The sequence below is a fragment of the Acinetobacter sp. YH12043 genome (genome assembly GCF_013419915.1).
Classification (GTDB): Bacteria; Pseudomonadota; Gammaproteobacteria; order Pseudomonadales; family Moraxellaceae; genus Acinetobacter.
On the sequence record NZ_VOZD01000012.1, the window covers coordinates 22,954 to 48,388 of the forward strand.

At 42.8% G+C, this 25,435-nt stretch carries 21 protein-coding genes; 9 read left to right on the forward strand and 12 right to left on the reverse strand.

The annotated features are described in order from the left end of the window. Nucleotides 1–18: 18 nt before the first annotated feature. Both lptC and FTU01_RS07560 read left to right on the forward strand, forming a co-directional pair. Nucleotides 19–2,490, forward strand: a complete 2,472-nt coding sequence (lptC, locus tag FTU01_RS07555; protein WP_166139457.1) for an LPS export ABC transporter periplasmic protein LptC — start codon at nt 19–21, stop codon at nt 2,488–2,490. Then, nucleotides 2,490–3,797, forward strand: coding sequence for a peptidylprolyl isomerase (locus FTU01_RS07560; RefSeq protein ID WP_166139422.1), 1,308 nt, complete (start codon nt 2,490–2,492; stop codon nt 3,795–3,797). Before lptC ends, FTU01_RS07560 begins: the two co-directional genes overlap by 1 nt. Nucleotides 3,798–3,900: 103 nt before the next feature. Here FTU01_RS07560 and hfq read toward each other — a convergent pair whose 3' ends face one another. From hfq to tsaE, 4 genes are all read right to left on the reverse strand, one after another. Next, nucleotides 3,901–4,428, reverse strand: a complete 528-nt coding sequence (gene hfq, locus FTU01_RS07565; protein WP_166139420.1) for an RNA chaperone Hfq — start codon at nt 4,426–4,428, stop codon at nt 3,901–3,903. Nucleotides 4,429–4,519: 91 nt separating this feature from the next. Then, nucleotides 4,520–5,464, reverse strand: coding sequence for a tRNA (adenosine(37)-N6)-dimethylallyltransferase MiaA (miaA, locus tag FTU01_RS07570; RefSeq protein WP_180138695.1), 945 nt, complete (start codon nt 5,462–5,464; stop codon nt 4,520–4,522). A gap of 6 nt (nt 5,465–5,470) precedes the next feature. After that, nucleotides 5,471–7,441, reverse strand: coding sequence for a DNA mismatch repair endonuclease MutL (gene mutL, locus FTU01_RS07575; protein WP_180002190.1), 1,971 nt, complete (start codon nt 7,439–7,441; stop codon nt 5,471–5,473). Then, the gene (gene tsaE, locus FTU01_RS07580) at nt 7,434–7,910 is read right to left on the reverse strand and encodes a tRNA (adenosine(37)-N6)-threonylcarbamoyltransferase complex ATPase subunit type 1 TsaE (RefSeq protein WP_180138702.1); all 477 of its coding nucleotides are present in this window, start codon (nt 7,908–7,910) and stop codon (nt 7,434–7,436) included. The genes mutL and tsaE overlap by 8 nt, the downstream gene beginning before the upstream one ends. A 129-nt stretch (nt 7,911–8,039) precedes the next feature. On the opposite strand from tsaE, the gene FTU01_RS07585 reads away from it, so the two are divergent. From FTU01_RS07585 to FTU01_RS07595, 3 genes are all read left to right on the forward strand, one after another. Then, complete coding sequence (locus FTU01_RS07585) at nt 8,040–8,948, forward strand: RluA family pseudouridine synthase (RefSeq protein ID WP_180138737.1); 909 nt, start codon at nt 8,040–8,042, stop codon at nt 8,946–8,948. A 113-nt stretch (nt 8,949–9,061) separates the two neighbouring features. Beyond that, nucleotides 9,062–9,409: a type II toxin-antitoxin system RelB/DinJ family antitoxin gene (locus tag FTU01_RS07590; protein ID WP_159124009.1), complete on the forward strand. Its 348-nt coding sequence runs from the start codon at nt 9,062–9,064 to the stop codon at nt 9,407–9,409. Nucleotides 9,410–9,508: 99 nt separating this feature from the next. Next, the gene (locus FTU01_RS07595) at nt 9,509–9,952 is read left to right on the forward strand and encodes a GNAT family N-acetyltransferase (protein ID WP_004784033.1); all 444 of its coding nucleotides are present in this window, start codon (nt 9,509–9,511) and stop codon (nt 9,950–9,952) included. 10 nt (nt 9,953–9,962) lie between these two features. On the opposite strand, the gene FTU01_RS07600 is transcribed toward FTU01_RS07595, so the two are convergent. Next, nucleotides 9,963–10,670: a pseudouridine synthase gene (locus FTU01_RS07600; RefSeq protein WP_180138704.1), complete on the reverse strand. Its 708-nt coding sequence runs from the start codon at nt 10,668–10,670 to the stop codon at nt 9,963–9,965. A 136-nt stretch (nt 10,671–10,806) separates the two neighbouring features. Here FTU01_RS07600 and FTU01_RS07605 point away from each other — a divergent pair, with 136 nt between their 5' ends. After that, the gene (locus FTU01_RS07605; RefSeq protein WP_159124011.1) at nt 10,807–11,259 is read left to right on the forward strand and encodes a DUF441 domain-containing protein; all 453 of its coding nucleotides are present in this window, start codon (nt 10,807–10,809) and stop codon (nt 11,257–11,259) included. Nucleotides 11,260–11,468: 209 nt separating this feature from the next. On the opposite strand, the gene FTU01_RS07610 is transcribed toward FTU01_RS07605, so the two are convergent. The 5 genes from FTU01_RS07610 to hrpA form a co-directional block, all read right to left on the reverse strand. Continuing rightward, nucleotides 11,469–13,184, reverse strand: coding sequence for an AAA family ATPase (locus FTU01_RS07610; RefSeq protein WP_180138706.1), 1,716 nt, complete (start codon nt 13,182–13,184; stop codon nt 11,469–11,471). Between the two features lie 87 nt (nt 13,185–13,271). Then, nucleotides 13,272–15,278 (reverse strand): hypothetical protein, encoded by a 2,007-nt coding sequence (locus tag FTU01_RS07615; protein ID WP_180138708.1) that lies wholly within the window; start codon nt 15,276–15,278, stop codon nt 13,272–13,274. A 154-nt stretch (nt 15,279–15,432) separates the two neighbouring features. Beyond that, on the reverse strand, nt 15,433–16,191 hold the full coding sequence (locus FTU01_RS07620) for a 1-acyl-sn-glycerol-3-phosphate acyltransferase (protein WP_180138710.1): 759 nt from the start codon (nt 16,189–16,191) through the stop codon (nt 15,433–15,435). A gap of 14 nt (nt 16,192–16,205) precedes the next feature. Further along, nucleotides 16,206–17,315, reverse strand: coding sequence for a beta-ketoacyl-ACP synthase III (locus tag FTU01_RS07625; RefSeq protein ID WP_004784039.1), 1,110 nt, complete (start codon nt 17,313–17,315; stop codon nt 16,206–16,208). A gap of 30 nt (nt 17,316–17,345) precedes the next feature. Beyond that, nucleotides 17,346–21,266, reverse strand: coding sequence for an ATP-dependent RNA helicase HrpA (gene hrpA, locus FTU01_RS07630; RefSeq protein WP_180138712.1), 3,921 nt, complete (start codon nt 21,264–21,266; stop codon nt 17,346–17,348). 362 nt (nt 21,267–21,628) lie between these two features. Here hrpA and ahpC point away from each other — a divergent pair, with 362 nt between their 5' ends. Both ahpC and FTU01_RS07640 read left to right on the forward strand, forming a co-directional pair. Then, the gene (gene ahpC / locus FTU01_RS07635; protein WP_004784041.1) at nt 21,629–22,192 is read left to right on the forward strand and encodes an alkyl hydroperoxide reductase subunit C; all 564 of its coding nucleotides are present in this window, start codon (nt 21,629–21,631) and stop codon (nt 22,190–22,192) included. 294 nt (nt 22,193–22,486) lie between these two features. After that, nucleotides 22,487–22,693 (forward strand): KTSC domain-containing protein, encoded by a 207-nt coding sequence (locus tag FTU01_RS07640; protein WP_004784043.1) that lies wholly within the window; start codon nt 22,487–22,489, stop codon nt 22,691–22,693. 16 nt (nt 22,694–22,709) lie between these two features. Here FTU01_RS07640 and FTU01_RS07645 read toward each other — a convergent pair whose 3' ends face one another. Further along, the gene (locus FTU01_RS07645; RefSeq protein WP_180138714.1) at nt 22,710–23,300 is read right to left on the reverse strand and encodes an O-methyltransferase; all 591 of its coding nucleotides are present in this window, start codon (nt 23,298–23,300) and stop codon (nt 22,710–22,712) included. Nucleotides 23,301–23,343: 43 nt separating this feature from the next. Next, the gene (locus FTU01_RS07650) at nt 23,344–23,562 is read right to left on the reverse strand and encodes a DUF1653 domain-containing protein (RefSeq protein ID WP_125279047.1); all 219 of its coding nucleotides are present in this window, start codon (nt 23,560–23,562) and stop codon (nt 23,344–23,346) included. A gap of 233 nt (nt 23,563–23,795) precedes the next feature. On the opposite strand from FTU01_RS07650, the gene ahpF reads away from it, so the two are divergent. Next, on the forward strand, nt 23,796–25,361 hold the full coding sequence (gene ahpF, locus FTU01_RS07655) for an alkyl hydroperoxide reductase subunit F (RefSeq protein ID WP_180053890.1): 1,566 nt from the start codon (nt 23,796–23,798) through the stop codon (nt 25,359–25,361). Nucleotides 25,362–25,435 lie beyond the last annotated feature (74 nt).

Below are 25,435 nucleotides of genomic sequence, written 5' to 3' on the forward strand. Positions count from 1 at the left end.
GATTGGTTAATGAGACAAATGAAGCATCACTTTAAAATAAACCCTCTAGCGACTGCGATCTTAACCCTTTTATGTAGTAGCTCGGTCTCAAGCTATGCTGCATCAAATGACTCATCCAATGTAAATGCGGAACAACTTAAACAACGCATTAATGAGACCTATCCCGGTGAAGCATTCTTCTCACAATATTATGTGGATAAATCTTCGCCAGAAGCACAGCAGCGTCAAGGTAAATATCTCAGTTCAGCCTATTGTGAAGGCGCCTGGGTCACTCCTATTGCACCTGATGCACCGACGATTGACCCTGAACAGGCAACTTCAACCATTACTGCAGACTATGGTCATTATAATCCGGCCGGTGATTCCTACTTAGAAGGCAATGTGGTCATTGATCAGGAAGGTCGCCAGATTCGTGCGGAACGCGTGACGATTGATCAGACTCAAACTTATGCTAAGGCAGAAGGTCAAGTCCAATTGGCTCAAGGTGGCTTGATTTCGCAAAGCGATGATATCAATTACAACCTGAAAACCCAGCAAGGTGACTTAAACAACAGTTTCTTCATTGCCGAAGAACAGCATGCGCATGGTCGTGCTGAAAAGATTGCCAAAACCTCTGACGATACGCTTGAACTGGAAAATGCCACCTATTCCACCTGTCCACCTGAACAGAAACCGACCTGGAAAATTCAGGCAGATCAAATCAAGCTGAATCAGGAAACCGGTCGCGGTGAAACCCGTAATACCAAGCTCTATGTGAAAGATGTTCCGGTACTCGCTGTTCCTTATTTTAACTTCCCAATCGATGATCGCCGTACCACTGGGATTCTGACGCCAACTTTCGGATTTACCAATGATGGCGGCCTGGAATTAGGTGTGCCGGTTTATCTCAATTTGGCACCACAATATGATGCGACCATTACGCCACGTTATATTAGTGACCGTGGTGCGATGCTGGATGGCGAGTTTCGTTATCTAACAGAAAACTATGGTGAAGGCCGGATTTGGGGTGGCTACCTGCCATCTGATGAAAGTTATAGCAATAAAGACCGTAAAGACCTGCACTTCCTGCATAACTGGCAAATCAACGATCAGTTCTTAACAAATCTTGAATATAATTACGCATCAGACAAGGACTTTTTTGCCGATCTGGATAATAACCCAGATTCAAAAACAGACCTGAACTTGCGCCGTGCTTGGGAAGTTAATTATAAAAATGGTATCCCCGGCTTAAAAGCTCAATTTAAAGTTGAAGATTTCCAGACGCTTGATCCTGCCGTTCTGGATGAAGACCGCCCTTATGCGCGTTTGCCGCAGCTTTTGGTGAATTATAAGACCGGTAACCCACTGGGTTTACAATACGAATTTAATAACGATACAGCTTATTTCCAGAAAGACATCAGAAATATCGAAAATATTGATACCGGTGATGAAGCCATCTATCAACCAAGTGGTACACGCATCTATAATGATTTCTCGGTACGCTATAATCACTTTACCCCTTGGTCATTCTTCATTCCTCAGGCAACATTACGCAATATCAATACTTTCTATGATCAAGATACTATTGATCGTATTAATAATAATCAAACCAGCTCATCAAGTGAAAATCATTCTATCGTAGTGCCACAATTTACGCTGGACACCGGTTTAATTTTTGAAAAAGATGGTCGCTATTTACAGACCTTGACGCCTCGCCTGTTTTACGCTTATTCACCGTATGAAAATCAGCGCAATCAGCCAAACTTTGACTCTGTCGTAGCCTCAATTAATTATGACCAATTATTTAGTGCACGCCGCTTCTATGGTAATGACCGCTTAGAAGACAATAACTTCGCTTCTTTAGGTCTTAGTTACAGTTTATTTAATGAAGAAGGTTTAGAGCGATTACGCGCCAGTGTGGGACAAAGTTTCTTCTTTGAAGATCGCCGTGTCACATTAGATCGTGAAGCAGATAAATTTGACCGTGAAAGCCATACTGGTCCAGTTATTCAGCTTAGAAGTCAGTTAAACAAAAACGTGCATGTCAACCTAAATTCTAGCTGGATGTCGAATGGCTCCAATGCCCAGCGTGATGTACAGGTTTATTATACGGGCGATCAGGGCAATCTATATAACGTAGGCTATTTCTATCGTAAAGATATTCCAAACCGCCAGGAAAGTTATGATCAGGTGGTTGGCTCATTTATCCAGCCAATTGCCAATAACTGGCGTCTGGTCGGCCATGCGCAATTTGACCTGGATAATAGTGTCGCACGTGAATATTTACTTGGCGTAAACTATGAGTCATGCTGTTGGGGAGTATCTGTCTATGGCCGCTCATACTACAATGACCTAGACGATATCAATGACCCAGATGTGAAAGCGAAACGTGCAGTAATGGCTGAAGTAACGCTTAAAGGTCTTGGCGGGTTGAGCAACAAGCTAACCTCATTACTAGAAAATCGTATTCTAGGTTTTAACAATATCAATCAAACTTGGACAGAACGTTAATGAAGACAAAACAGTTAAAACAAATTTTTAAAGCGACCGCACTTGCGCTATGTCTTTCTTCAGCGATGACGACTTTTGCTGTTGCCCAACCTAAAGATGAAGTTGTAGCTGTTGTCGACAATAGCGCTATTCTGCGTAGTGATCTGGCACAAAGCGTTGCTGAAATTTCTCACCAATTGCAAAAGCAAAACAAGCCTGTTCCCCCGCAACCTTATCTTGAACAACAAGCACTTGAACAGCTAATTGTACGTCAGGCTCAACTGGAACAGGTCAAACGCTACAATATCCGTCCAGATGAAAAATCTTTAAATGAAGCAGTGCTTAAAGTAGCACGTGAGTCAGGCTCTCCTAGCTTGGAAGCTTTCCAGCAAAAACTGGATGCTATCGCGCCGAATACGTATGCCTCTTTACGTAACCGTATTGCTGAAGATCTGGCACTTAGCCGTTTACGCCAGCAAGCAGTAAATTCACGTATCCAGATCAGTGATCAGGATGTGAAAAACTTCCTGAATACACCGCAAGGTCAAGCTCTGTTAGGCAGCCAGGTACATGTTCTGCATTTACGTATAACCGGAGAAAATGCTCAACAGATTGCTGCGCAAGTAAGAAATGATTTAAGCAGCAGCAATGATATTCAGGCGATCAGCAAAAAATATTCAACTGGCGATATTAAAGTAGATGCGTCTGATATGGGCGTGCGAAATTTATCAGAAATCCCAGGCGAACTCGCTGCACGTGTTTCTACTTTGCAAGCGGGTCAAACATCTGAACTGATTCCTGCGGCAGATGGCGTGCATGTCCTGAAACTTTTAGAGCGTAAAGGTGGTGAGCAGAAAGCATTGGTTCCTCAGTACCAGACCCGTCATATTCTGATTCAAACATCAGAAGTGGTTAGCCCAGAAAATGCTAAACAGATGATTGATAGCTTATATACGCGTCTTAAGCAAGGTGAAGATTTTGCAGTATTGGCGTCTACTTTCTCTAATGACACAGGTTCAGCACGTGATGGCGGAAGTTTAGGCTGGGTCAGCCCAGGTGTCATGGTACCTGAATTTGAACAGCGTATGAAAAGTACGCCAGTGGGTCAGATTAGTGAACCGTTCCAGTCACAGTTTGGCTGGCATATCCTGCAAGTGACCGATACACGTCAGCAAGATATGACTCAGGAATATCAGGAACGTATGGCACGCCAGATCCTGGGTGAACGCCAGTTTGATGCTGAGCTAGATAGCTGGTTACGTGAAACCCGTAGCAATGCCTATGTAGAAATCAAAGATCCTCAGCTAGATCCTAAACGCGCTCGTTAATTTAAGAAAAGAAAGCCAGTATAATGCTGGCTTTTTTTAATGGCTCAATTTTTTAAGCAATAAAAAAGCCTCTTATTAAGAGGCTTTTTTATTTCAGATCCGATTAACGATTGTTTTCGTCGTCAGAAGAATCTTCAAATTTTGAATCGTTGTCAAAACCAGCGCCTTGACCACCAAAACCAGCACCTTGACCACCAAAACCAGCACCTTGACCACCGAAGCCACCTTGACTACCGAAGCCACCTTGACTACCGAAGCCGCCTTGACCGCCGAAGCCAGCGCCTTGACCGCCGAAGCCAGCGCCTTGACCGCCGAAGCCACCTTGACCGCCGAAGCCACCAGCAGCGCCTTGACCACCGAAGCCACCTGCGCCGCCTTGACCACCGAAGCCAGCACCTTGTGGACCAGCAGGAGCACCAGCTGGACGAGGGTTACGTGCAGGTACAACTGTAGAAATCGCGTGTTTGTAAACCATTTGGCTTACTGTATTTTTTAATAATACAACGTATTGGTCAAAAGACTCGATGTGACCTTGTAATTTGATACCGTTTACCAGGAAGATAGAAACTGGAATACGTTCCTTACGGAGAGAATTCAAGAATGGATCTTGTAAAGTTTGACCTTTAGACATGTTATAACTCCAAAAATTTAAAAATCAGCGCAAAAAACTATCTCTATTTTTCAATTAAAAATTATAAAAAAGATAGTACTCAAATTTTGCTTTATCCGTGACAGTTTCGCAAGTCTTCTTGGGCCTGCTCGAGCGTAAAATATGTTGTAAATTTATGCTTTTCTTGCAAAGATCTCAACCAGGTATATTGACGTTTGGCAAGTTGTCGTGTCGCAAATAAAGCCTTATCCTCCATTTCCCGTTGTTTTTCATGACTTAGGTCACCTTTTTTTAAGAATTCTATGGCTTGGCGGTAACCTACTGAACGCATTGAGGGTAAATTTTCGTCAAAATCGTATTTTCCCATTAATCCTTTAACTTCATTTAAAAATCCGTTTTTCCACATAATTTCAAGACGTTTTTCAATACGTTTGTGCAATTCTAACCGATCGGGCATTAAGGCATAATTATGGAAACTGTAACGATATGGTAAATTTTTTGGTTGTTCTGCTTGTAGTTTTGTAATCGGCTCACCTGTTAGCTTAAAAACCTCTAATGCACGGATAATTCGCTGTTTATCACTGACTTTAAATTTCTGGCCAGCTAAGGGATCTACCTGACATAATTCAGCATACACCGCTTCCCACCCTTCACGAGCGGCTTTCTCTTCGATCTGGGCACGTACTGCGTAATCTGCACTTGGCAAATTGTCAGATAAGCCTTCAAGTAAGGCCTTAAAATACAGCATGGTGCCACCCACCAAAATTGGTGTTTTACCACGCGCATGAATATCATCAATCAGACGGCAAACATCTTCGACAAAGTTTGCTGCAGAATAGACTTCGAGCGGGCTAATAATATCAATCAGATGATGCGGATAGCGCCCTAATTCCTCTTTAGATGGCTTCGCTGTACCAATGTCCATTTCCCGATAAACTAGCGCAGAATCGACAGAAATCAGCTCAAAATGACCTTGCTCGTATAGTTCACATGCCAAAGCAGTTTTACCGCTTGCAGTTGGTCCCATTAAATTGATGACCGGCAGTTGATTGGACATGTAAGGCTACTCTCCTCGAGCGAAAAGTTTATCAAGTTGAGACAATGGAAATGCTCGCCAGGTTGGACGACCATGATTACATTGGCTCGCAAATTCAGTTTGTTCCATCTGGCGCAGCAAAGCGTTCATTTCTGACAGACTCAACATTCGATGTGCACGTACTGCACCATGACAGGCCATACCTGCAAGAATTTGGTCACGTTTCTGCATTAAACCCTGTCCCTGATCATTAGGATCCAGATCATTCAATAATTCAGGGATCAAGGCATCAAAATCAGCTTTATGCAAAATGGCCGGTACGCCCCGTACAATGACCTGTTCATCACCATACTGGTCAATTTCCAGGCCTAAACGAGCGAGTTGATCTTTGAGCTCGTCAACACGCATGGCTTGCATACGACTAATGCTCACCACTTTAGGAATCAGCAATTGCTGGGATATCCAGAATTCCGGTTTATCCCAAGCCATTTTCATCTGTTGCAGCAGAATACGCTCATGCGCCGCATGCATATCTACGATGATTAGGCCTTCGGTATTTTGCGCCAGAATATAAATACCATGCAGTTGAGCGATCGCAATCCCCAAAGGATGCTCATCTACTTTACTTTGTAAATGTGACTGAAATGTATCCGATGCTGAATTATTGATTTCCGGTTCAGTTTCTCTTAACGGCGCGAGATAACTTTTCAAGGCATTATTCAGCTGCTGTGAACCCGAATATGACTTATTATAATCCTGCGCATAATGCACAGTTTGTGGACCTGATGACTCGAAATCCGTTAACACATCAGAAGCTTCTTCTTCATGCTGACGATACGGAGATGTGACTGGAATAACCGGTTGAGTGGCTACGGACTGATGCAGGCTAAACTGCTCTTGATAGCGCGGCTGAGGTGTTATCGCAACAGCTTCAGACTCAGTTTTCATCGCCTCAGCCAGATCAGCACTCGCAGTCTGAAATTGCGCCAGAGTTTCCTTGGCATAGTGACGTACAAATTCATGTACTTCACGCTGGTTCAGGAAACGAATTTCGTGTTTGGTCGGATGTACATTGACATCGATGCTTTCTGGATCGATTTCCAGAAATAGTAAATAAGCGGCATGCTGATGGCCATGCAGAATACCATCATAAGCCATGCGCAGGGCGTGCGAAATGGTTTTGTCTTTAACGATCCGGCCATTCACATAGACATATTGCAGATCGGCTTGAGCCCGTGCATCCGAAGGATGTCCGAGCCAGCCTGATAAACGCATATTGATACTGTCTGCATCAATCCAGTAAGCATTTTCAGTAAACTGACGGCCAAGTAATTGTTGCACACGTTGAAAACGCAAAGCACCACTATCGGCAACCGGCAAATTCAGCTTGATGGTTTGGTTATGTTCCAATACAAAGCGAATATCGAAATGCGTTAAAGCCATACGGCGAACAATTTCTTCGATATGTCCAAATTCAGTGCCTGGCTTTTTCAGAAATTTGCGCCGCGCCGGAACATTGAAGAATAAATCCTGCACCCGGATCTGAGTTCCTTTGGATGCTGCGACCGGTTGAATATCCTGATGATCAAAAGCCGTACCGTTCACTTCGACCTGATAGCCAATGCCATCTTCATTCTGGCTACTGGTTAAAGTCAGGCGTGACACTGCAGCAATCGAGGCCAACGCCTCACCACGAAAGCCCAAACTGGTAATCGCATGCAGCTCTTCAGCCGTTTGAATCTTACTGGTCGCGTGACGCATCACGGCTAGTGGCAAATCCTCATAATGAATGCCTCGGCCATTATCAATGATTTCAATCAGCGTACTGCCGCCCTGTTCCACCCGGATGATCAGCTCGGTCGCACCTGCATCAATCGAGTTTTCCAGCAACTCCTTGACCACAGATGCAGGACGTTCAATCACCTCACCTGCGGCAATCTGGTTCGCCAGCGCAGGATCAAGTGCGCGGATACGGCGTATGCTTAAATCATCAACCATTTGGGAATTCACGCTCCAAAGCTTGCTGTAAAGCCAGATTAGAAGAAATCAGACTCGCGGTACGGGTCAGCTCATCTTCTGATTTTAAAATTTCAATAATTAAATCGGCTTGCGGGATTTCATCGCCACCCTTAGAAGGCCATTCAAATAGAAATAGCGCATTGGGAGTTTCCAAATAATCCCGGATTCCCATCAATTCAAGTTCATAAGGGTCATTGAGACGATATAAATCAAAATGAAAGATATCCTGACCATTCACCTGATACGGTTCCACCAGCGTATAAGTCGGACTTTTTACTGAACCTTTATGACCGAGTTGTTGTAAGTAATAACGCGTCAGCGTGGTTTTCCCCGCACCCAAGTCACCAATCAGATATATAACGCCCGCAGAAAAATTATTTGCCAGAACTTTGGCCAGATTTTGGGTGTCATCTTCATGTTCTAAAGTGACATTAAATGAATAAGGCATATTACTCACGACATGATGAAAAAGAATAATTATGATAGCATCGCAACGCTTTAAAAGCCTATTCACCTCTGTGAGAAACTGTATTTTTTCACAACATCCGTTCCAGACCAGAGATAGACCCACATTGTGATGACTTCGACTGTTGAATTTAGCCCACCCATGCTGAATGGGGTTACGGCAAGTAAAGTATTCCTGCAAGCGACAGCTGATTCACCCAAGACAGTCTATTCCTATCTCTGTGCACAATTTCCACATATTGAGTCGAGCGAATGGCAATCCCGTTTCGATAATGGTCTGGTTTATGATGCTCAGGGCAATACCTTAAGCATCGAAAGTTCTTTTCAAGCGAATACTCATTGTTTTTACTATCGTTTTTTGGCACACGAAGTGCATGTTCCTTTTCAGCATCATATTCTGTTTGAGAATGAACATCTGCTGGTCGTAGATAAACCGCATTTTCTCACCATGAGTCCTACTGGACAATATGTACAGGAAACCTTGCTGGTACGCCTAAAACAGCAAACTGGAAATGAACATCTCACCCCGATTCATCGATTGGATCGTGAAACAGCAGGAGTGGTGCTGATTTCAAAATGTGTGCAATCACGTGGGGTTTATCAGCAGATGTTTGCGACTCGGCAGGTACAGAAAACCTATCATGCGATTGCGGCTTATCGTGATGATTTAAGTTTTCCGCTCATCACAAAGTTGAAAATGGAGAAAGGCCAGCCCTTTTATACCATGCAGGTGGTAGAAGGAGAACCTAATAGCGAAACCGAAATTCAATTGCTGCAACATGATCAGCAATGGGGCAAATATGAGCTAAAACCACATACAGGAAAGCAGCATCAGTTAAGGGTACACTTAAGTCATTTGGGGATTCCGATCCAGAATGATCCTTTTTATCCGCAGGTTTCCCATAAGGCGGATGATGATTTTTCTGCACCGTTACAGCTACTGGCCAAACACATTCAGTTTACGGATCCAGTTACCCAAAAGCAGATGCAATTTAGCTCTAAACTTGAATTGACACTGTAAATCTCTTGTCATTACAGATTATTTTCTAAAAACGGCAACTTGAGGATTGAAATCCCGAAGTTATCGATTAGAATAAGGCGAAAAGTTAAGTAATTTAAAGCTTTGAAAATATTATGAGAAAAACTGAAGTTTATCAAATTCGCCTGGATTCCCAAGAAAAGAAACAGGCATTTGCAGTATTTAAACAATTGGGGATTACGCCGGCTCAGGCAGTTCGTCTTTTTTTTAAACAGGTGGTTCTGACCAAATCAATCCCCTTCTCGATTGAAAATCAGAATATTAATCTGGAACAGCTGATCAAGTTACGCAAGCAGAAACAGAATGAAATTAAGGCAGAACAAAGCTCAAGTCCAAGTGCTACAGCGATTCCAGCAGATCATCAGGAAATGAATCTGGATGATGATCATTTTGATTTATTTGAAGAACTGAATGCTATTTTAGGTGAAAGCGACAAAATTTAACATTGTTGCATTTACGAACAATTCTTAAGTTTCTCTCCTTTCAAACTTCGCTATGCTTGATGTTAATGATAAATAATAAAATTAATATGGAGTAAGCCGATGATCGTGCGACGTGCCCAGTCAGAAGATCTACCTAACCTGGCCGTTTTATTTGATGAGTACCGTCAATTTTATGGTACTTCTTCCAATCTGGATTTATCTTACGAGTTTTTGAAACAGCGTTTTGAAGATGGTCAAACTGTCATTTTTATCAACACCAAGGATGATATTTTTACCGGATTTATTCTGCTGTATTTAAGATTTTCCTCAGTCGCATGTTCTACTTATTATGTGCTGGACGATGTCTATATTAGCCCGCCTTATCGCCGGCATGGTGCAGCCAAACAACTGATTGATACGGCTATTTTATTTGCCCGGCATGAAAATGCGCTTCGAATCAGCCTGGAAACGCAAAAAACCAATTATCAGTCACATAAACTTTATGAGTCACTTGGATTTATTCAGGACAATGAATTCGTGACTTTCCATTGTTTCCTGAAATAGATCCCAGACTTTATTCGGTACGGAATTTTGCCTGTGCCACTTGTTCTGCGTCCAGATAGGTCCATTCCCCTATTGCCAGTTCATTCAAGGCCAATGCACCAATCTGGGCACGATGCAGCTGCTCCACTTTATTGCCAACAGCTGCCAGCATACGTTTCACCTGATGATACACACCTTGATGAATGGTCATTTGCAGTCGATTGTCATTCAGACGAACAATATCTGTAGCAGCAAAGGTGCCTTTTTCATTTCTCAATTCCACACCCTGTTCAAGCTGTTGAATCTGCTCATCTGTTACGGGATCGGCAGTAGTCATCTGATAGACTTTCGCCACATGTTTCTTAGGATGGGTCAACGCTTGTAAAAACTGACCATCATCCGTCAGCAATAACAGTCCGGTGGTGTCCTGATCGAGACGACCTACACATTGGATTCCACGGTTTAACAAGGTATCATCAAACAGATCAAATACACTGAAATGATGGGTAGCCTGATGTGAGCATTCATAATCTTGAGGCTTATTGAGCGCGATATATACTTTTTCCCGATAGCGATACTCATGACCATAGACGCTAAAAGTCAGATCTTGCAGATTCAGCTTATGCTTGGGGTTATCGATGAGTTCGCCCTGAATCGAAACAGCACCATTTTTAATCAGTTGCTGACAATGTTTTCGTGAACCGAAACCTTGTGATTGCAACATTTTTTCCAATAGCATCTGTCTGAACCTGTTTATACGAAAGATAGGCGCATTCTATACTGAAAACTAACCAGATTCATTTCTTGTAGAGCATTCTCCCTTTAAATGGCTAAAAAGCCTATAATCCTGTGACTTTTCATTTTTTTATCTCCTCATGTCCCAACTTGATCTGAATCTGCTTGTTCTTCTGGTTCTACTGGCTTGCGGTATTTTTAGTCATAATACTGCTGTGACCATTGCTGCGGCCGTGTTGATCGTATTAAAAATCACGCCTCTCAATGAACTCTTACCTTATGTACAGCAACATGGCCTAAATATCGGGATTATTATTTTAACCATTGGCGTATTGACTCCGATTGCTAGCGGGAAAATTCCTGGTGACAGTATTCTTAAATCATTTCTGAGCTGGAAATCTTTACTGGCAATTGCAATCGGTCTATTCGTTGCCTGGCTTGGTGGACGTGGGGTGAAACTAATGTCGAGTCAGCCTGATGTCGTTGCAGGTCTATTAATTGGTACGGTGGCAGGTGTAGCAGTTCTTCGTGGTGTCCCTGTCGGGCCATTAATTGCGGCCGGGATTTTATCGTTATTGATTGGAACGCAATAAGCCTTTAACCATGATTGTGCAATATTCTTAAAAATTAACATTCTAAAATTATGAACTGCAAAGTATTAAATCACATGATCAGCGACATGGATGTCGCTCGTTGGATTGAGGTACAGGATGTACCTTCAATCCAACAAAAGATTTTTGTTACTTTTGATCTTTCAAAAGTAAAAGCTCACGTTAAATACTAAAATTTAAAAACTCAAATTTTATTCCACAAACAGCAAAGCCAAACGTACCTGATCATAACCCATACGCGGACTGGTCAGTTCCACGATCGGACGTAATTTAATACTGCCGTCATCATTGAAATGATCTGAGTTTTGACGTTTAGTCAGACGCTTATAAATCTTGCGGACTTGTTCAACAACTTCCTCACCCGGATGAGCTACTGAGATATCCAGCCCTTGCTCTTTATGCAAACGTCCTAAATGATTAATAATAGTGGCAGGTGTCAAGCCACGTTCAGTGGCAATATCGGAAATCTCATAACCTTCTTCAAACAATTCACGGGTTTCATCCAAGGTTGCAGTCGCGTAGTTTTGCTTGCCACCATTTTTGGCAATTTTCTTCTCATTGCGCTGGATCTCGACTTCATTCAAAGTACCACCACAATGACGGATAAAGGCCTTATGCTGTACAGTCAAATCCACGTTTTCAAAATTCGCTTCAGCTTCATCCGACAGTTCCCGAAAGCGGCGATCAGCTTTAATGGCAAGACTATCCAGTTCCAGAGCCTGTTCATTAAAGCCTTTCAAACGTAGACCATTTAAGCTTTTCAAACGGGATAATGCTACATAACCTTGACCTTTTTCAAAGGTATGGCTCAAGTCAATCTCAGCAGCTTCTAGCGTCATGCCTTGAGACTTATGAATGGTAATCGCCCAAGCCAGACGTAGTGGAATCTGCTGGAAACTGGCAATGGTTTTGCCTGCTTCATTATCCACTGACCAGGTTTCAGGCTCTACAATCAGGGTAGTTCCATCTGTCAGTTTGACCTTTGGCAGAACGCCATGCTCATCATCATCTTCAAAGCCGATCACTTCACCCAGACTGCCGTTGATATAGCCCATATCAAAGTTATTTTTCACGAACATGACCTTGGCATGTTTTTTCAGGGTTAAGGCTTCGGGTGCACGGACTGAAGACTTTAAGGTTTCTATCAGTTTTTCATTACCATCACATTGCGCATCAAACTGGCGTGAATCCTGATCAATTTCATTCAGATGTTTAAAGTTAATGCTGTCTACATCCATATTATGGGTATAGAGACGTGTATAGGTATCGCCAATATCCTGCTGACGTGTGGCCTGTAGTGCTGAACGATGTTCAGGTGAAATGGCCTGCGCACGAATGGCATTCAAAATATCATTCAGGTAGTCATTACCCTGACGATGCTGTTCAGTTAAATAACAGACGCGGAACTTGGCTTCAACCCAGGCATCCGACATAAAACAGAATTTATCACGGTTACGCTCATCATTTTTTCCAACGGGTGGCAACTGGAAAAAGTCCCCTGCGACAATGACCTGAATCCCGCCAAAAGCTTCATCGCTTTCCTTGAAATATTTCAGCACCTGATTGACCAGATTGAGCTGCTTGGCATGCAGCATAGAAATTTCATCAATGATCAGGACTTGCGCATTTTCCAAGTGTTCTTTCAGGTATTTACGCTCTTTCATGCGCTTCAGGTCTTCTTCAGACAAAAAGTCTTTGATCCCGATTCCGGCCCAGGTATGAATGGTCATACCATTCATATGCGTTGCCGCAATACCAGTCGATGCAGTAATCGCGACCGACACCTTACGAGCTTTCAGATAATTGATATATTGATTAAGCGTATAAGTTTTCCCTGCACCCGCAGAACCGGTTAAAAAGACATTTTCCCCTGCTTTTAAGAGCTTAAGTGCAGTTTCCTGTTTCATAAAAGAGATACCGTAAAAGAACGGCTATAGCCTAACGATTTTTGCCGGAAAAGTTAAGCTTCACAGACAGAAAAGCACTGAATCAGGTCAAGCCTGCAGGTTTAACCAGTTAATAAAATGCTGGGCAATATTGATATATTCAACTTCCGCTTTTTGATTATTTGGATACTCAAGCTGGTCAAAGATGACTTGGTCATTTTGCAACTGACAGCCTAAAATCAGAGGTAATTTGATTGCAGGATGTGACATGCGAAAGGCCACATATTCACCTTCTACTATACGCTGTGCATAACTTGCAGCCAGACAGTTCCGGAATATTCTGGCCTCTTCAATAATCCGCTCTAGTGTTTTCAACTCCTCAAAACGCCAATTAAAATACAGTAGAAAATGTGCCTGTGTGAGTGGCCTCCAGCTGGCTAAAGCAAAGTCTTTTTTGAGCTTGGCAATAATCTCTTGCTTCTGAATCTGTTCATGCCAGGCAACTGCCTGCGTAAATAAACTGGTCCAGCTTAAATTCTTAGGCACTTCCGTTTGAGTAGAAAAATACTCCGGCAGATAATCACGGATATAACCATCAAAACAGGATTCCCGCACATGCCTTGCATGCAAGTAAAAGCGCTTCCTGAACTCTACAAATGGAATCTGGTTACGTTGTAGCACGTTATAAAAATCACGGTCTTGCTGAGTTTGAGGCCGAATATAAGCCAACACATCCTCAGGCAAATCACAGGTAATCTTATACAGATGCTGCATATAAGCTTGCATCACTCGGCTTAAGTTGGCATAGACCCTTTTAGTTATCTGATCATCCATTGCCACTACATCCCGCAATAATCCGATCCATTCATCCAGATATAAAATCGATGGACTAATCGCAATACGATGATCCTCAATAGCCTGACGCGTCCCTTTGAGAACAACTGTTCGATTCCGCTCATGCTCAAACCAGCAATGCTGAAGAGCATATTGATGAACATCATCAATAAACAGACGTGCTGCGATATATTGAAAATATTGCAAGGTAGCTAAAACAATCTGCGGATGAACATGGTGCGTATCGATAAAGCTTAAAGCTGTTGCCGCCACCCGCACACTGCTATGTTGAATATTGCTGCTCAGCCAATCCAAAATTTCCGCAGGCTGTTTAAATAACCAGTTCACTACCCGATGACAGTCAAATAAAGGAAGTTTGGCGACTTTTTTCTGCCATAAATAAGGATTATTTTCCAGAAAATTGCGTTTGGATAGCAGATCACTCCGATGCCAGCTATCACGATTCATCAGCCGGACAAAGCCCAGTAGATGACTTTGCTCTTCGGCATGCCGATACAGCAAACGGATATCGTCAATATGGTCATTCAGTTCATGCAGATTGAACCGGTTTTCAAAGGATAAGGAGATAATCCGGTAGGTCGCTGGGTGCAGAAACTCAGGCGCACTGAAACAGAATGCATCCAGACTGTCCATCACTGACTGAATCGATAGAAACTCATCTGGCTGCAAATATTGCAAGGAAAAGATTTGCTGTAGCTGTTTTAAAACATGCGCCGGAATCTCATGTCCACTTTGAAGACAATTACTGATACAAGGCTGAGTATAAACTTCGGCTTTAATCATAAAGGAGTCGATGATTTCAGCCTGCACAAGCGACATCTGTTTTAAGCAATTAGCAACTCGGTCAGGCGCATTAACCCATATATAGACTTGATCAATAATAAGTTGACGGAGCTGTTTGGCTTTATCACGTAAAAACAAGGAATGCTGGGGCTTTAAATCCCCAGTCAGAAAGTAAATATCCTGAAAGAAAAACTCTTCCAAAGCCTCTGCTTTAGCCAGCCTGGAATCAATCTGCATTTCTGCTAAGGCATGGGGACTTTCCAGATTTAAATCTTGAGGTGTATATAGCTGTATATTTAATAAGCCATTAAGCAGATCAATTCGATGCTCATCCTGATGAATCCTGAACAAATTCTGGGCATTCACATGACCAATAAGCGCCATTTGATCCAGATACAGCTGATTTAACTCAGGAAAAATACTGAGGCATTGTTCAGCGAGCTGTCTGAATGGCAGTAACAAACCCTCCTGTTCCATATTTCCCCCTTCGTTTTAACCCTATTGAGTTACAGACCTACTGAATTTCAATCCTTTAAAATCGCTTTTTCCTTTCTATTACAGAAATTGAAGCATGGTGATTTTTTAGACGATTCGATCTCAATGTAAAGCAAAGCAGGAATGATGAAAAGACCTAGACTTCATCTTGCCGACGTCTGTCAGCCAACAGTTCTAGCCCCTGATAGATCTTGTGTTGTAAATACTCACGAAAATCAATCAGATCATTCTCGTGCTGCACATGATGAATTGGCTGCCGCGGCATAAACTGAAAATAAAAAGGCAAGCGTTTGGGAAACAGATTTTTAGGTAAGGAAGGAATCACGTCACCATGACGTAATAATTTATTGAGTTGGGGAATTTTTAATAATTTTTGAAAATACTTATGTTGAATGATCTTATTGGCATCAAATCCAATCTCATAGATTTCATCACCGCCCAGTGCAGCAAAAGGGACTATATCGTATTGAAACTCTTGAGCCAGCTTAAGGAAGCCATAACGCTCTTTCCAAATCAGCTGATACTGCTCACCTTCCCGTTTCAGCACTTCACGGCCACCCCCCGGAAAGACCAGAATCGAGTAGCCTTGCTGCATGGCCGAGCGGACATAGTCCTGTATGCCATCAATAGCGCCAAATTTCTTCACTGCTTCACGCCATAGCGGCACATAAAAATGGCTATGATCAGCAATACTGACCACAGCCACTTGATGTTCATTGTACAGGTAATCAATCGGCATTGGCGCATCAAAGATGCCATACATGGAATGATTACCGACATACATTGCAGGTCGACTGGCATCAATATTTTCAGCCCCTAAAAAAGTAGGCGTGAAATACAGTTTGGATAAGGCACTTAAGCGCCTGATCCATGCTGCGTCATGCTTGACCTGCAAAATATACTCCCGGCTTACGCCACGCGTTTTTGTACCAGGATTGAACCCACTGAATAGCCTGCACCAAATGAACACAGTACGCCATATTCGCCGTCTTCAACTTCATTTGCAGTACGATGTAAGGCAATAATGACACCTGCGGAAGAAGTATTGGCAAACTCATTCAGAATGATAGGTACCAGACCTGGTTTGGCATTTTCTTTACCCACTACCAGTTTCAGAATCAATTCATTCATGCTGGCATTGGCTTGGTGCAACCAGAAGCGTTTTACATCTGTAGGTGCAATATGATTTTTCTCAAGTTGAGCAGTAATCATCTTGGCAACCAGTGGACACACTTCTTTAAATACCTTACGACCGTCCTGACGGAAACGTTTGTCGTCAATATCTGCATTTTCAGACGTATTCAGGAAGCCGAAGTTATTACGGATATTGTTTGAGAACTGGGTAAATAATGATGTATCCAGAATCTCGAAACCGGTTTTAGTTTCAGTATCTTCAATGATCGATGCAGTTGCGACATCACCAAAAATAAAGTGACAGTCACGTGAACGGAAATCGGTATGTGCAGAGGTAATTTCGACATTTACCAGCAATACACGACGTGCACCTGCTTTGATGGCATCGGCAGCCTGTTTTAAACCAAAAGTTGCTGCTGAACATGCGACGTTCATGTCATACGCATAACCTTGAATACCCAGAGCAGTCTGGATTTCAATCGCAACCGCAGGATAAGCACGTTGCAGATTTGAACATGACAGGATCACAACATCGATATCTTCAGCAGTGACACCAGCATTTTCCATCGCCTGTTTTGCTGCGATCACGCCCCATTCTGCCTGAAGGGAAATTTCATCATCTGAACGTTCACGTAGATTTGGACGTAAACGTTTTGGATCGAGGATGCCAGTTTTTTCTGACACATAACGGCGTTGTACGCCTGACGCTTTTTCAATAAATTCTGCGCTAGAACCACGACGCGCATCTAATTCGCCTGCAGCGATTTTATCTGCATTTTCGTGATTATACAGTTCCACATAAGCATTTAAACTTTCAACTAACTCTTCATTGGTAATGACATCTTCCGGATGGAACAAGCCAGTACCCGTAATACGGATGCCCATGTAAAACTCCTTCTCAAAATGACCTATATCTTAACTGATTCCAAGACGTTCCCATACTTTTTGCAGGCGAGTTGGAGAAATGGGTGTTTTCGTTTTCATCGGTTGAGAAAACAATGAGATCCTTAACTCCTCAACCATAAAATACAATTCTTTAAGGCGAGCGTCATTTTTAAACTTAAATAATTTTTCCATCCACGGATCAATTTGGTCAATGGCGGAATCATCCCTCTGTAGGTTATTTGGCAAGCGCTCTAAACGCAAGATCAGGGCTTTCAAATAACGTGGAAATTCTGACCATACGTCGGAAGGTTTCCGATAAAGGAAGTCAGAAAGACTCATCAAATCAAGCTGATCCTCAATATCATCAATATTTTTTCCAAATATAGATGGGTCTAAAACCAGTAATTTACGACGAATTTCCTGCCACTGGATATAAATATCCGTGATTTCTTTCAGTGCAGTCTGGCCATGAGTCAGGAAAGATTTTTTTACATCCTCTACCAACTTTTGGAACTCTTGCATATTGACAGGCAGCTCATTAATTGACAGGTGGAGTGTGGCATAAACTAACATTTGCTCCAGTTGGGCCTTATCGCCAAGCGGTGAATATGCCAGTGCCAGCGGTTTGGAAATCTGTTTTTTCAGCTGACGCACCAGATCTCCGAGCTGCATATGCACCAGCCGAATGATCCCTTCACGATGCTGTTTGACGGCTTCAGCCTGATCATTAAAGGTCTGAATCACGACACCAGATTCATCTTTCTGTTCCAGTGCAGCAAAGTCTTTGGTAGGAACCAGTGCCTGATATTGCTTAACGACTACACCCGTCACTTTCTGCGATGCTTCAAAGACAAAGTTTTCCGGGAAGGTTTTAAATTCACCTTTTAACTGTTTCACCGGGCTATGAGTTTCAGTACGGCAACGGGCTTTTAGCTCGGCCAGATCACGGCCTTGTTCAATCACGTGACCTTTTTCATCTATCACCTTGATCAAAGGCAAGAGATATTGCTCAACCCGATCCAGACTAAAATCTTTTTCTGTAATCTGCTCGCCACGCAACTGGAAAGCCAGAAAACTGAAAATATGCTCACGTAAATTTACCACATCAATACGGGCTGCCAGCTTTTTCGCAGTATCTGGAATCGGCACCAGACTACGGCGTTTATCTTTAGGCAAAGTCTTTAATAAAGCTTCGATCAGCTCCAGACGCCAGCCCGGAATCCCCCATGACCAGATATTTTCATCGACCTGCGGCAAAGCCTGCAGCGGAATTTTAACCGTTGCACCATCTTCATCATGACTTGGGTCAAAACGATAGCTGGTCGCCAGACGCAATTCACCATTACGTAAATAATCCGGAAACTGTTGTGTGGTTGGACGATCATTCAGCCACAGCGCATCATCATCAATAAACAGATAACGTGGATCATGTGGCTCTACCGTGGCACGCCAGTCTTCAAAACTACGGCGACACGCCACTTCTGGCGGCACTTTGGAGGCATAAAACTGGTAAATGGTTTCTTCATCCACGACCAAGTCACGACGGCGTAGCTTGTCTTCTACCCGTTCCACTTCTTCCAGTTTCAGCAAATTATGCTTCAGGAATGGGGGATTAATACCGAGATTGCCAGTAGTCAGTGCATCACGCAGGAAGATTTCATGTGCAGCCGGCTGGTCTACTTTTTCATAATTAACCGGACGTTTCGGTTCAATGATCAGGCCGAATAACGAAATCTGATCATACGCATTGACGACACCTGCTTTTTTCGACCAGTGCGGCTCAAAATAATGATGTTTTAGCAAGTCACGCGCAGCCAGCAGAATCCATTCCGGCTCAATCTTCGCTAGAGTCCGTAAATACACCTGCGAGGTTTCAACCATTTCAAAAGCCATCACCCATGGGGTATTCGTCTTGTGCAGCGTTGATGCCGGGAAAATTCGTGCTTTCTGCTGACGAACTGCCATAAACACATTACGTTCATCAGTCTTGTTGGCAATAAAAGACAGTAAGCCAGTCAATAAAGCGCGATGCAGATTTTCATAACTGGCTTTCTTTTCATTAAAGGACAGTTTTAAGCCTTTAGCCAGATCCACCAGCTGCTCATGAGTTTTCTTCCATTCACGCAGACGTAACCAGCTCAGGAAATGATTCCGTGCAAAAGTACGGCGTTTGTTTTCACTCATACTCTCACGGTTGTTATGCAGGGTATCCCAGAGCTTGATATAAAACAGGAAATCTGAATCTGCTTCACGGAACAAGGCATGTTTCTGATCAGCCTGCATCTGCTTATCCGCAGGACGTTCACGTGGGTCTTGTACTGCCAGCGCCGCGACAATCACCAAAGCTTCATTCAGCGCACCAAAATGCGCACCGCCAAGAATCATTCGCGCCAGACGTGGATCAATTGGCATTTTTGCCATTTGCTGACCGATCTTAGTTAATCCCCCTTGTGTTCCCCCTTTCTTAAAGGGGGAAGAAGTTGCCGACTGCTTTTCGTCGGCAACTTTAGGGGGATTTTTCTCCGTCATTGCCCCAAGCTCAATCAAGAGCTTGCGACCATCATTGACCAGACGGTGATCTGGTGGCTCAATGAAATCGAAATCTTCCAGTGAACCTAGGCCCAGACTTTGCATCTGTAAAATGACGGATGCCAGATTGGTCCGTTTAATCTCAGGTTCGGTAAATTCAGGACGACTTAAAAAGTCTTCTTCACTATACAGACGAACACAGACACCTGGTGCAATACGGCCACAACGACCTTTACGCTGATTGGCAGCAGCTTGAGAAACCGCTTCGATCGGTAAACGCTGCACCCGTGAACGATAGTTATAACGGGAAATACGGGCAAAACCGCTATCAATCACATAACGAATATTCGGAACAGTTAATGCTGTTTCTGCTACGTTGGTGGCGATAATAATCCGTCGACCGCCGCCCGATGGATTAAAGATTTTTTGCTGTTCTGCTAATGCTAATCGTGCGTAGAGTGGTAACACTTCCGTATGACGTGGACCATGCTTGATCAGGGTTTCCTGCAGTTCACGAATTTCCTGTTCGGTACTGGCAAAAATCAGGATATCGGCATGTTCAGGATGACCTTTTTCCTGTGCATCCTGAAAACATTCTTCTACTGCTGCAACCACTGCACGGGGCAGATTTTCTTCAAAATCATCAAACTCGTCGTCATCACTGCCGACAATGCTCATTTCAGAAATTGGACGATAACGCACTTCTACCGGATAGCTACGCCCTTCCACTTCATAGATCGGTGCGCCATTGAAGTAGTTACTGAAACGGTTTACATCCAGCGTTGCCGAGGTAATGATCACTTTTAGATCTTTACGACGCGGCAAGAGCTGCTTGAGATAGCCCATGATGAAATCGATATTCAGCGAACGTTCATGCGCTTCATCGATGATAATGGTGTCGTATTTGGTCAGGAACCGGTCATTGGCCAGCTCTGCCAATAAAATACCATCCGTCATCAAACGGACGATCGAATCCTGCGAGCCCTGTTCATTAAAACGGACTTTAAAGGAAATTGACTCACCCAGTTTCTCGCCAACTTCTTCTGCAATACGCTGTGAGACGCTACGCGCAGCTAGACGACGTGGCTGGGTATGGCCAATCAGACCAGTCAGGCCTCGACCTGCCAGCATGGCGATTTGTGGTAATTGCGTAGTTTTACCGGAACCGGTTTCACCAGCCACAATAATGACCTGATGTTGCTGGATCGCTTCAATCAGCTTGTCTGCATACTGGGTAACAGGCAGATCCTGATTCAGCTTGATATTGGGAATGCGTTCGATACGCTGCATGACTTTGGCATGCGATTTTTCAAATAATTCTTGATATTGCTTTTGGTTGGCATCTTTACCTTTTTGGAGTCGATTTAAACGATGACGGTCACGCGCCATAACGAGCTGATCTACATTTAAAGGACTCTGCACTGAGAAAACACCTGATATCAAAAAAGACAATAGGCAGCTATTTTACGCTGTATTGCCCCTAAGCGAAAGAACGGCCATTTTGAATATTTTTATAATTTTTTAATTTTTGCCCTTGAATTTTACTGCTTGCGGCATCATGTCTGAAGAGGCATTAAATCGGGGTGAGTCTTGTCATGATGTATTCACCATTCTACGGTTGAATCATTTATATCAAGAGCAATGCTGTTTGTGCTGATGGTATTTTATTTTTAGCTTAATTCGGTTTTTCCGATGTATGTTATGTAAAAATACTGTTTCAGCAAGAAAAATAATTTCTGTACCCTATTGGAAATTAAATACAAACCTCAATCATGGAGACAATGATGAGCTTAATTAATACTGAAGTTAAACCGTTCAAAACAACTGCGTTCCAAAATGGTAAATTCATCGAAGTAACAGAAGCTGACCTTAAAGGTAAATGGTCTGTAGTATTCTTCTACCCAGCTGACTTCACTTTCGTTTGCCCAACTGAACTTGGCGACCTTGCTGACAACTACGAAGAATTCAAAAAATTAGGCGTTGAAATCTACTCAGTTTCTACTGACACTCACTTCACTCACAAAGCTTGGCACGATTCTTCTGAAGAAATCAAAAAAATCCAATATGTAATGGTTGGCGATCCTACTTGGACTCTTGCTAAAAACTTCGACGTATTAATCGAAGCTGACGGCCTTGCTGACCGTGGTACTTTCGTGATCGATCCAGAAGGTAAAATCCAAATCGTTGAAATCAACGCTGGCGGTATCGGTCGTGATGCTCAAGAACTTCTTCGTAAAGTTAAAGCAGCTCAATATGTACACGCTCACCCAGGCGAAGTTTGCCCAGCTAAATGGAAAGAAGGCGACGCAACTCTTGCTCCTTCAATCGACCTAGTTGGTAAAATCTAATCTGTATTAGATTGAACTGATTTAAAAAAACCACGCTTTTAGCGTGGTTTTTTTATTTGAACATTTATTTGATTGCTCTATTGGCCAAACGTTTTATTTTCCCTTTTCTTCTATCTAAAGCCATCCTACCAAATCTTTATTTTTCACTTTAAAGATCATATAAAAATCAGGCATGCATATTGCTTCCTCTTCATAACAATCCCCTACTTATGCTTACAATTCAGTTATACATCTTCAATGTCAGTTGGCATAAGTTCAAGACATAAGATAATAATATTCAGTGGAGGAAAACGTATGCAAAAACTGCTAACCGTGATCTCATGGGCTTATAGTCCCTCTAGCCGCCACCTGAAAATCATTTATAGCAATGGCGATATAGAACTCTACCATCCTGTTCCCGAATTTGTTTATGACAACCTGTTAAGACGACAAGATAAAATGGCCTTTGTACAGAAATATCTTGAATACAACTTACATTTTGACCGGGTTTGCCTGTTTTAATTTAACTAATTTCTGCTTAACGATAAGTCACCATGAGTAAGCCAGCTCCAATCGGCAACGTACTCATGATAAAACCTGAATCCTGCTGGATCAGATGAATAAATTCTTCTACTTCCGCAGCATGTGAAATCACATTATCCACCAGTAATACTCCACCTTTTGGCTTGAGTAATCGGGCCAAATGGGTCCAATAATCCACATAAGCATCACGTTCCGCATCTAACAATATAAAATCAAATACGTTCTGCTCAGCTTGCAAATAATGCAATGCATCTGTCACTTTAAAATTAATCAAATTATCTAGACCTAGCTGATTTGCATACTGCTCGGCCTGCGCAACTCTTTCTGCATCTATTTCTAATGTTGTAATCGTCGCTTGAGTCTGCCGGGCAGCTTCGGCCAGCCATAAAGTGGAATAACCCGTAGAGGTACCGATTTCCAGAATACGTTTGGACTGCTGGGCACGAATGAGTAATGATAAAAATCGGCCTGATTCAGGCTCAATATTTCGATAGCGTTGCAGACGTTCAGTTTGCTGAAGATCATGCGCATGAAAGGTCTCATACAGCTCCTGCATGAAACTTTCAAAATGTTGTAATTGATTCATTGCTCTTCCCTGAGGTTATCTAAATAAATTATTTATGGATTGATTAAAGTGCCTGAACCAATTTAAAGCGTTCTACTTCACGATCATCACTGGTACTAATACTTTCCGTAAACATGGATAGCGGTCGAACCCAAATCGAATAGTCACCATAAAGACATTGATAAACCACCAGCTTTTCTTCCGTTTCACTATGTGTTGCCACATGCAGGACCTGATAAAGTTTACCCTTATAATGTTGATAAATACCGCGTTGTAATTCCATTGTTCAACTCTCAAATGCAGAATTCCAATCTTAACTGAAAAAGACCAATCACACTTTAAACTACTTGAAAATTCATGCTAAGCACCCATATATAAGCTTGAAATTAATCATGAATTTTTCAATACATTTGCAAAACCGATCAAATTTATAAAAACAAACTGTTTTATCTATTTATCGATTTAGCTTAGTATCTACTTATCGAATGAATTCTTACTCCTTTGGAGACGTTAGCAATGTTAGATCAAAATACTTCAGCTCAATTAAAAACACTACTTGAACGTTTGGAAGGCCCGATTGAATTAGTGGCAACTCTGGATGGCTCTGACAAATCAGCCAAAATCAAAGAACTGGTTGAGGAAATCGCGCAACTTTCTGATTTAGTGACTGCCCGTTTTGACGGTACCAACAAACGTGCACCAAGCTTTGGTGTGGCAAAAGCCGGTGAACAGCCTCGTGTGTTCTTCGCAGGCTTGCCGATGGGCCATGAGTTTACTTCCCTGATTCTGGCATTGTTGCAAACTTCAGGCTATGCACCAAAAGTCTCTGCCGAAGTTCTGGAATCGATTAAAGGTTTAGGCATTAAATCTGACTTTGATGTATTTGTCTCTTTAAGCTGCCATAACTGTCCTGATGTGGTGCAGGCATTGAACCTGATTGCCATCTATAACCCGGGTACCACAGCAACCATGATCGATGGTGCTTTCTTCCAGGAAGAAGTAGAAGAACGTAAAATCATGGCCGTACCAATGGTGTTTCAGGACAATGAACATATCGGTCAGGGTCGTATGACGCTGGAAGAAATCATTGCCAAACTGGATACCAATGCTGCAGCCAAAGATGCTGAAAAACTCAATGCCAAAGATGCATTTGATGTCTTGGTAATTGGTGGTGGACCTGCAGGGAATACTGCAGCGATCTATGCAGCACGTAAAGGTATTAAAACTGGCATCGTGGCTGAACGCATGGGCGGTCAGGTGATGGATACCATGGACATTGAAAACTACACATCAGTGCAAAAAACCCAAGGTCCAAAATTTGCGGCTGAAATGGAAGCACACGTGCGTGAATACGGTGTTGACATCATGAACCTGCAACGCGTGTCTGACATCAAAGGTGCAGATCGCACAGCCAATGGTCTGGTAGAAGTGACTTTAGAAAATGGTGCCAAACTTGAATCTAAAACTGTGATTTTATCTACCGGTGCACGCTGGAGAGAAATGAATGTTCCAGGTGAAGCAGAATACAAAACTCGTGGTGTAGCGTATTGCCCACACTGTGATGGTCCACTGTTCAAAGGTAAACGTGTTGCAGTGATCGGTGGTGGTAACTCGGGTGTAGAAGCTGCAATTGACCTTGCGGGTATCGTTGAGCATGTAACGCTGGTTGAGTTCGATACTAAACTTCGTGCGGATCAGGTATTGCAGGACAAACTGAACAGCTTGCCAAATACGACTGTGATCAAAAATGCACTTTCTACCGAAGTGATCGGTGATGGTTCACAAGTCACAGCGTTGAAATACAAAGACCGTGCAACTGATGAAGAGCACACTGTTGAATTGGCAGGTATCTTCGTTCAGATCGGTTTGTTGCCGAACACTGACTTCCTGAAAGGAACCGATGTTGAGCTAACTAACCGTGGTGAGATTGTGATTAACGAGCGCAACGAAACCAATGTGAAAGGTGTGTTTGCTGCAGGTGACTGTACCACTGTTCCTTACAAACAGATCATCATCGCGACTGGTGAAGGTGCCAAAGCATCATTATCTGCCTTCGATTACATCATTCGCTCTGGTCAGTAAGATTTAAAATTCATGAATTAAAAAAGCCCGCGCAATGCGGGCTTTTTTTATATCTTAAAGATATCTTAAAGCTG

Bases quoted from the DNA above. Each gene is read 5' to 3' on its own strand.
- FTU01_RS07590 (WP_159124009.1), top strand. From the start codon at position 9,062: ATGAGAAAAACTGAAGTTTATCAAATTCGCCTGGATTCCCAAGAAAAG.
- ahpC (WP_004784041.1), top strand. From the start codon at position 21,629: ATGAGCTTAATTAATACTGAAGTTAAACCGTTCAAAACAACTGCGTTC.
- miaA (WP_180138695.1), bottom strand. From the start codon at position 5,464: ATGTCCAATCAACTGCCGGTCATCAATTTAATGGGACCAACTGCAAGC.
- ahpF (WP_180053890.1), top strand. From the start codon at position 23,796: ATGTTAGATCAAAATACTTCAGCTCAATTAAAAACACTACTTGAACGT.
- tsaE (WP_180138702.1), bottom strand. From the start codon at position 7,910: ATGCCTTATTCATTTAATGTCACTTTAGAACATGAAGATGACACCCAA.
- FTU01_RS07610 (WP_180138706.1), bottom strand. From the start codon at position 13,184: ATGAAACAGGAAACTGCACTTAAGCTCTTAAAAGCAGGGGAAAATGTC.
- FTU01_RS07605 (WP_159124011.1), top strand. From the start codon at position 10,807: ATGTCCCAACTTGATCTGAATCTGCTTGTTCTTCTGGTTCTACTGGCT.
- FTU01_RS07640 (WP_004784043.1), top strand. From the start codon at position 22,487: ATGCAAAAACTGCTAACCGTGATCTCATGGGCTTATAGTCCCTCTAGC.
- lptC (WP_166139457.1), top strand. From the start codon at position 19: ATGAAGCATCACTTTAAAATAAACCCTCTAGCGACTGCGATCTTAACC.
- FTU01_RS07625 (WP_004784039.1), bottom strand. From the start codon at position 17,315: ATGGGCATCCGTATTACGGGTACTGGCTTGTTCCATCCGGAAGATGTC.
- FTU01_RS07615 (WP_180138708.1), bottom strand. From the start codon at position 15,278: ATGGAACAGGAGGGTTTGTTACTGCCATTCAGACAGCTCGCTGAACAA.
- hfq (WP_166139420.1), bottom strand. From the start codon at position 4,428: ATGTCTAAAGGTCAAACTTTACAAGATCCATTCTTGAATTCTCTCCGT.
- FTU01_RS07600 (WP_180138704.1), bottom strand. From the start codon at position 10,670: ATGCTATTGGAAAAAATGTTGCAATCACAAGGTTTCGGTTCACGAAAA.
- FTU01_RS07560 (WP_166139422.1), top strand. From the start codon at position 2,490: ATGAAGACAAAACAGTTAAAACAAATTTTTAAAGCGACCGCACTTGCG.
- mutL (WP_180002190.1), bottom strand. From the start codon at position 7,441: ATGGTTGATGATTTAAGCATACGCCGTATCCGCGCACTTGATCCTGCG.
- FTU01_RS07595 (WP_004784033.1), top strand. From the start codon at position 9,509: ATGATCGTGCGACGTGCCCAGTCAGAAGATCTACCTAACCTGGCCGTT.
- FTU01_RS07650 (WP_125279047.1), bottom strand. From the start codon at position 23,562: ATGGAATTACAACGCGGTATTTATCAACATTATAAGGGTAAACTTTAT.
- FTU01_RS07645 (WP_180138714.1), bottom strand. From the start codon at position 23,300: ATGAATCAATTACAACATTTTGAAAGTTTCATGCAGGAGCTGTATGAG.
- FTU01_RS07585 (WP_180138737.1), top strand. From the start codon at position 8,040: ATGACTTCGACTGTTGAATTTAGCCCACCCATGCTGAATGGGGTTACG.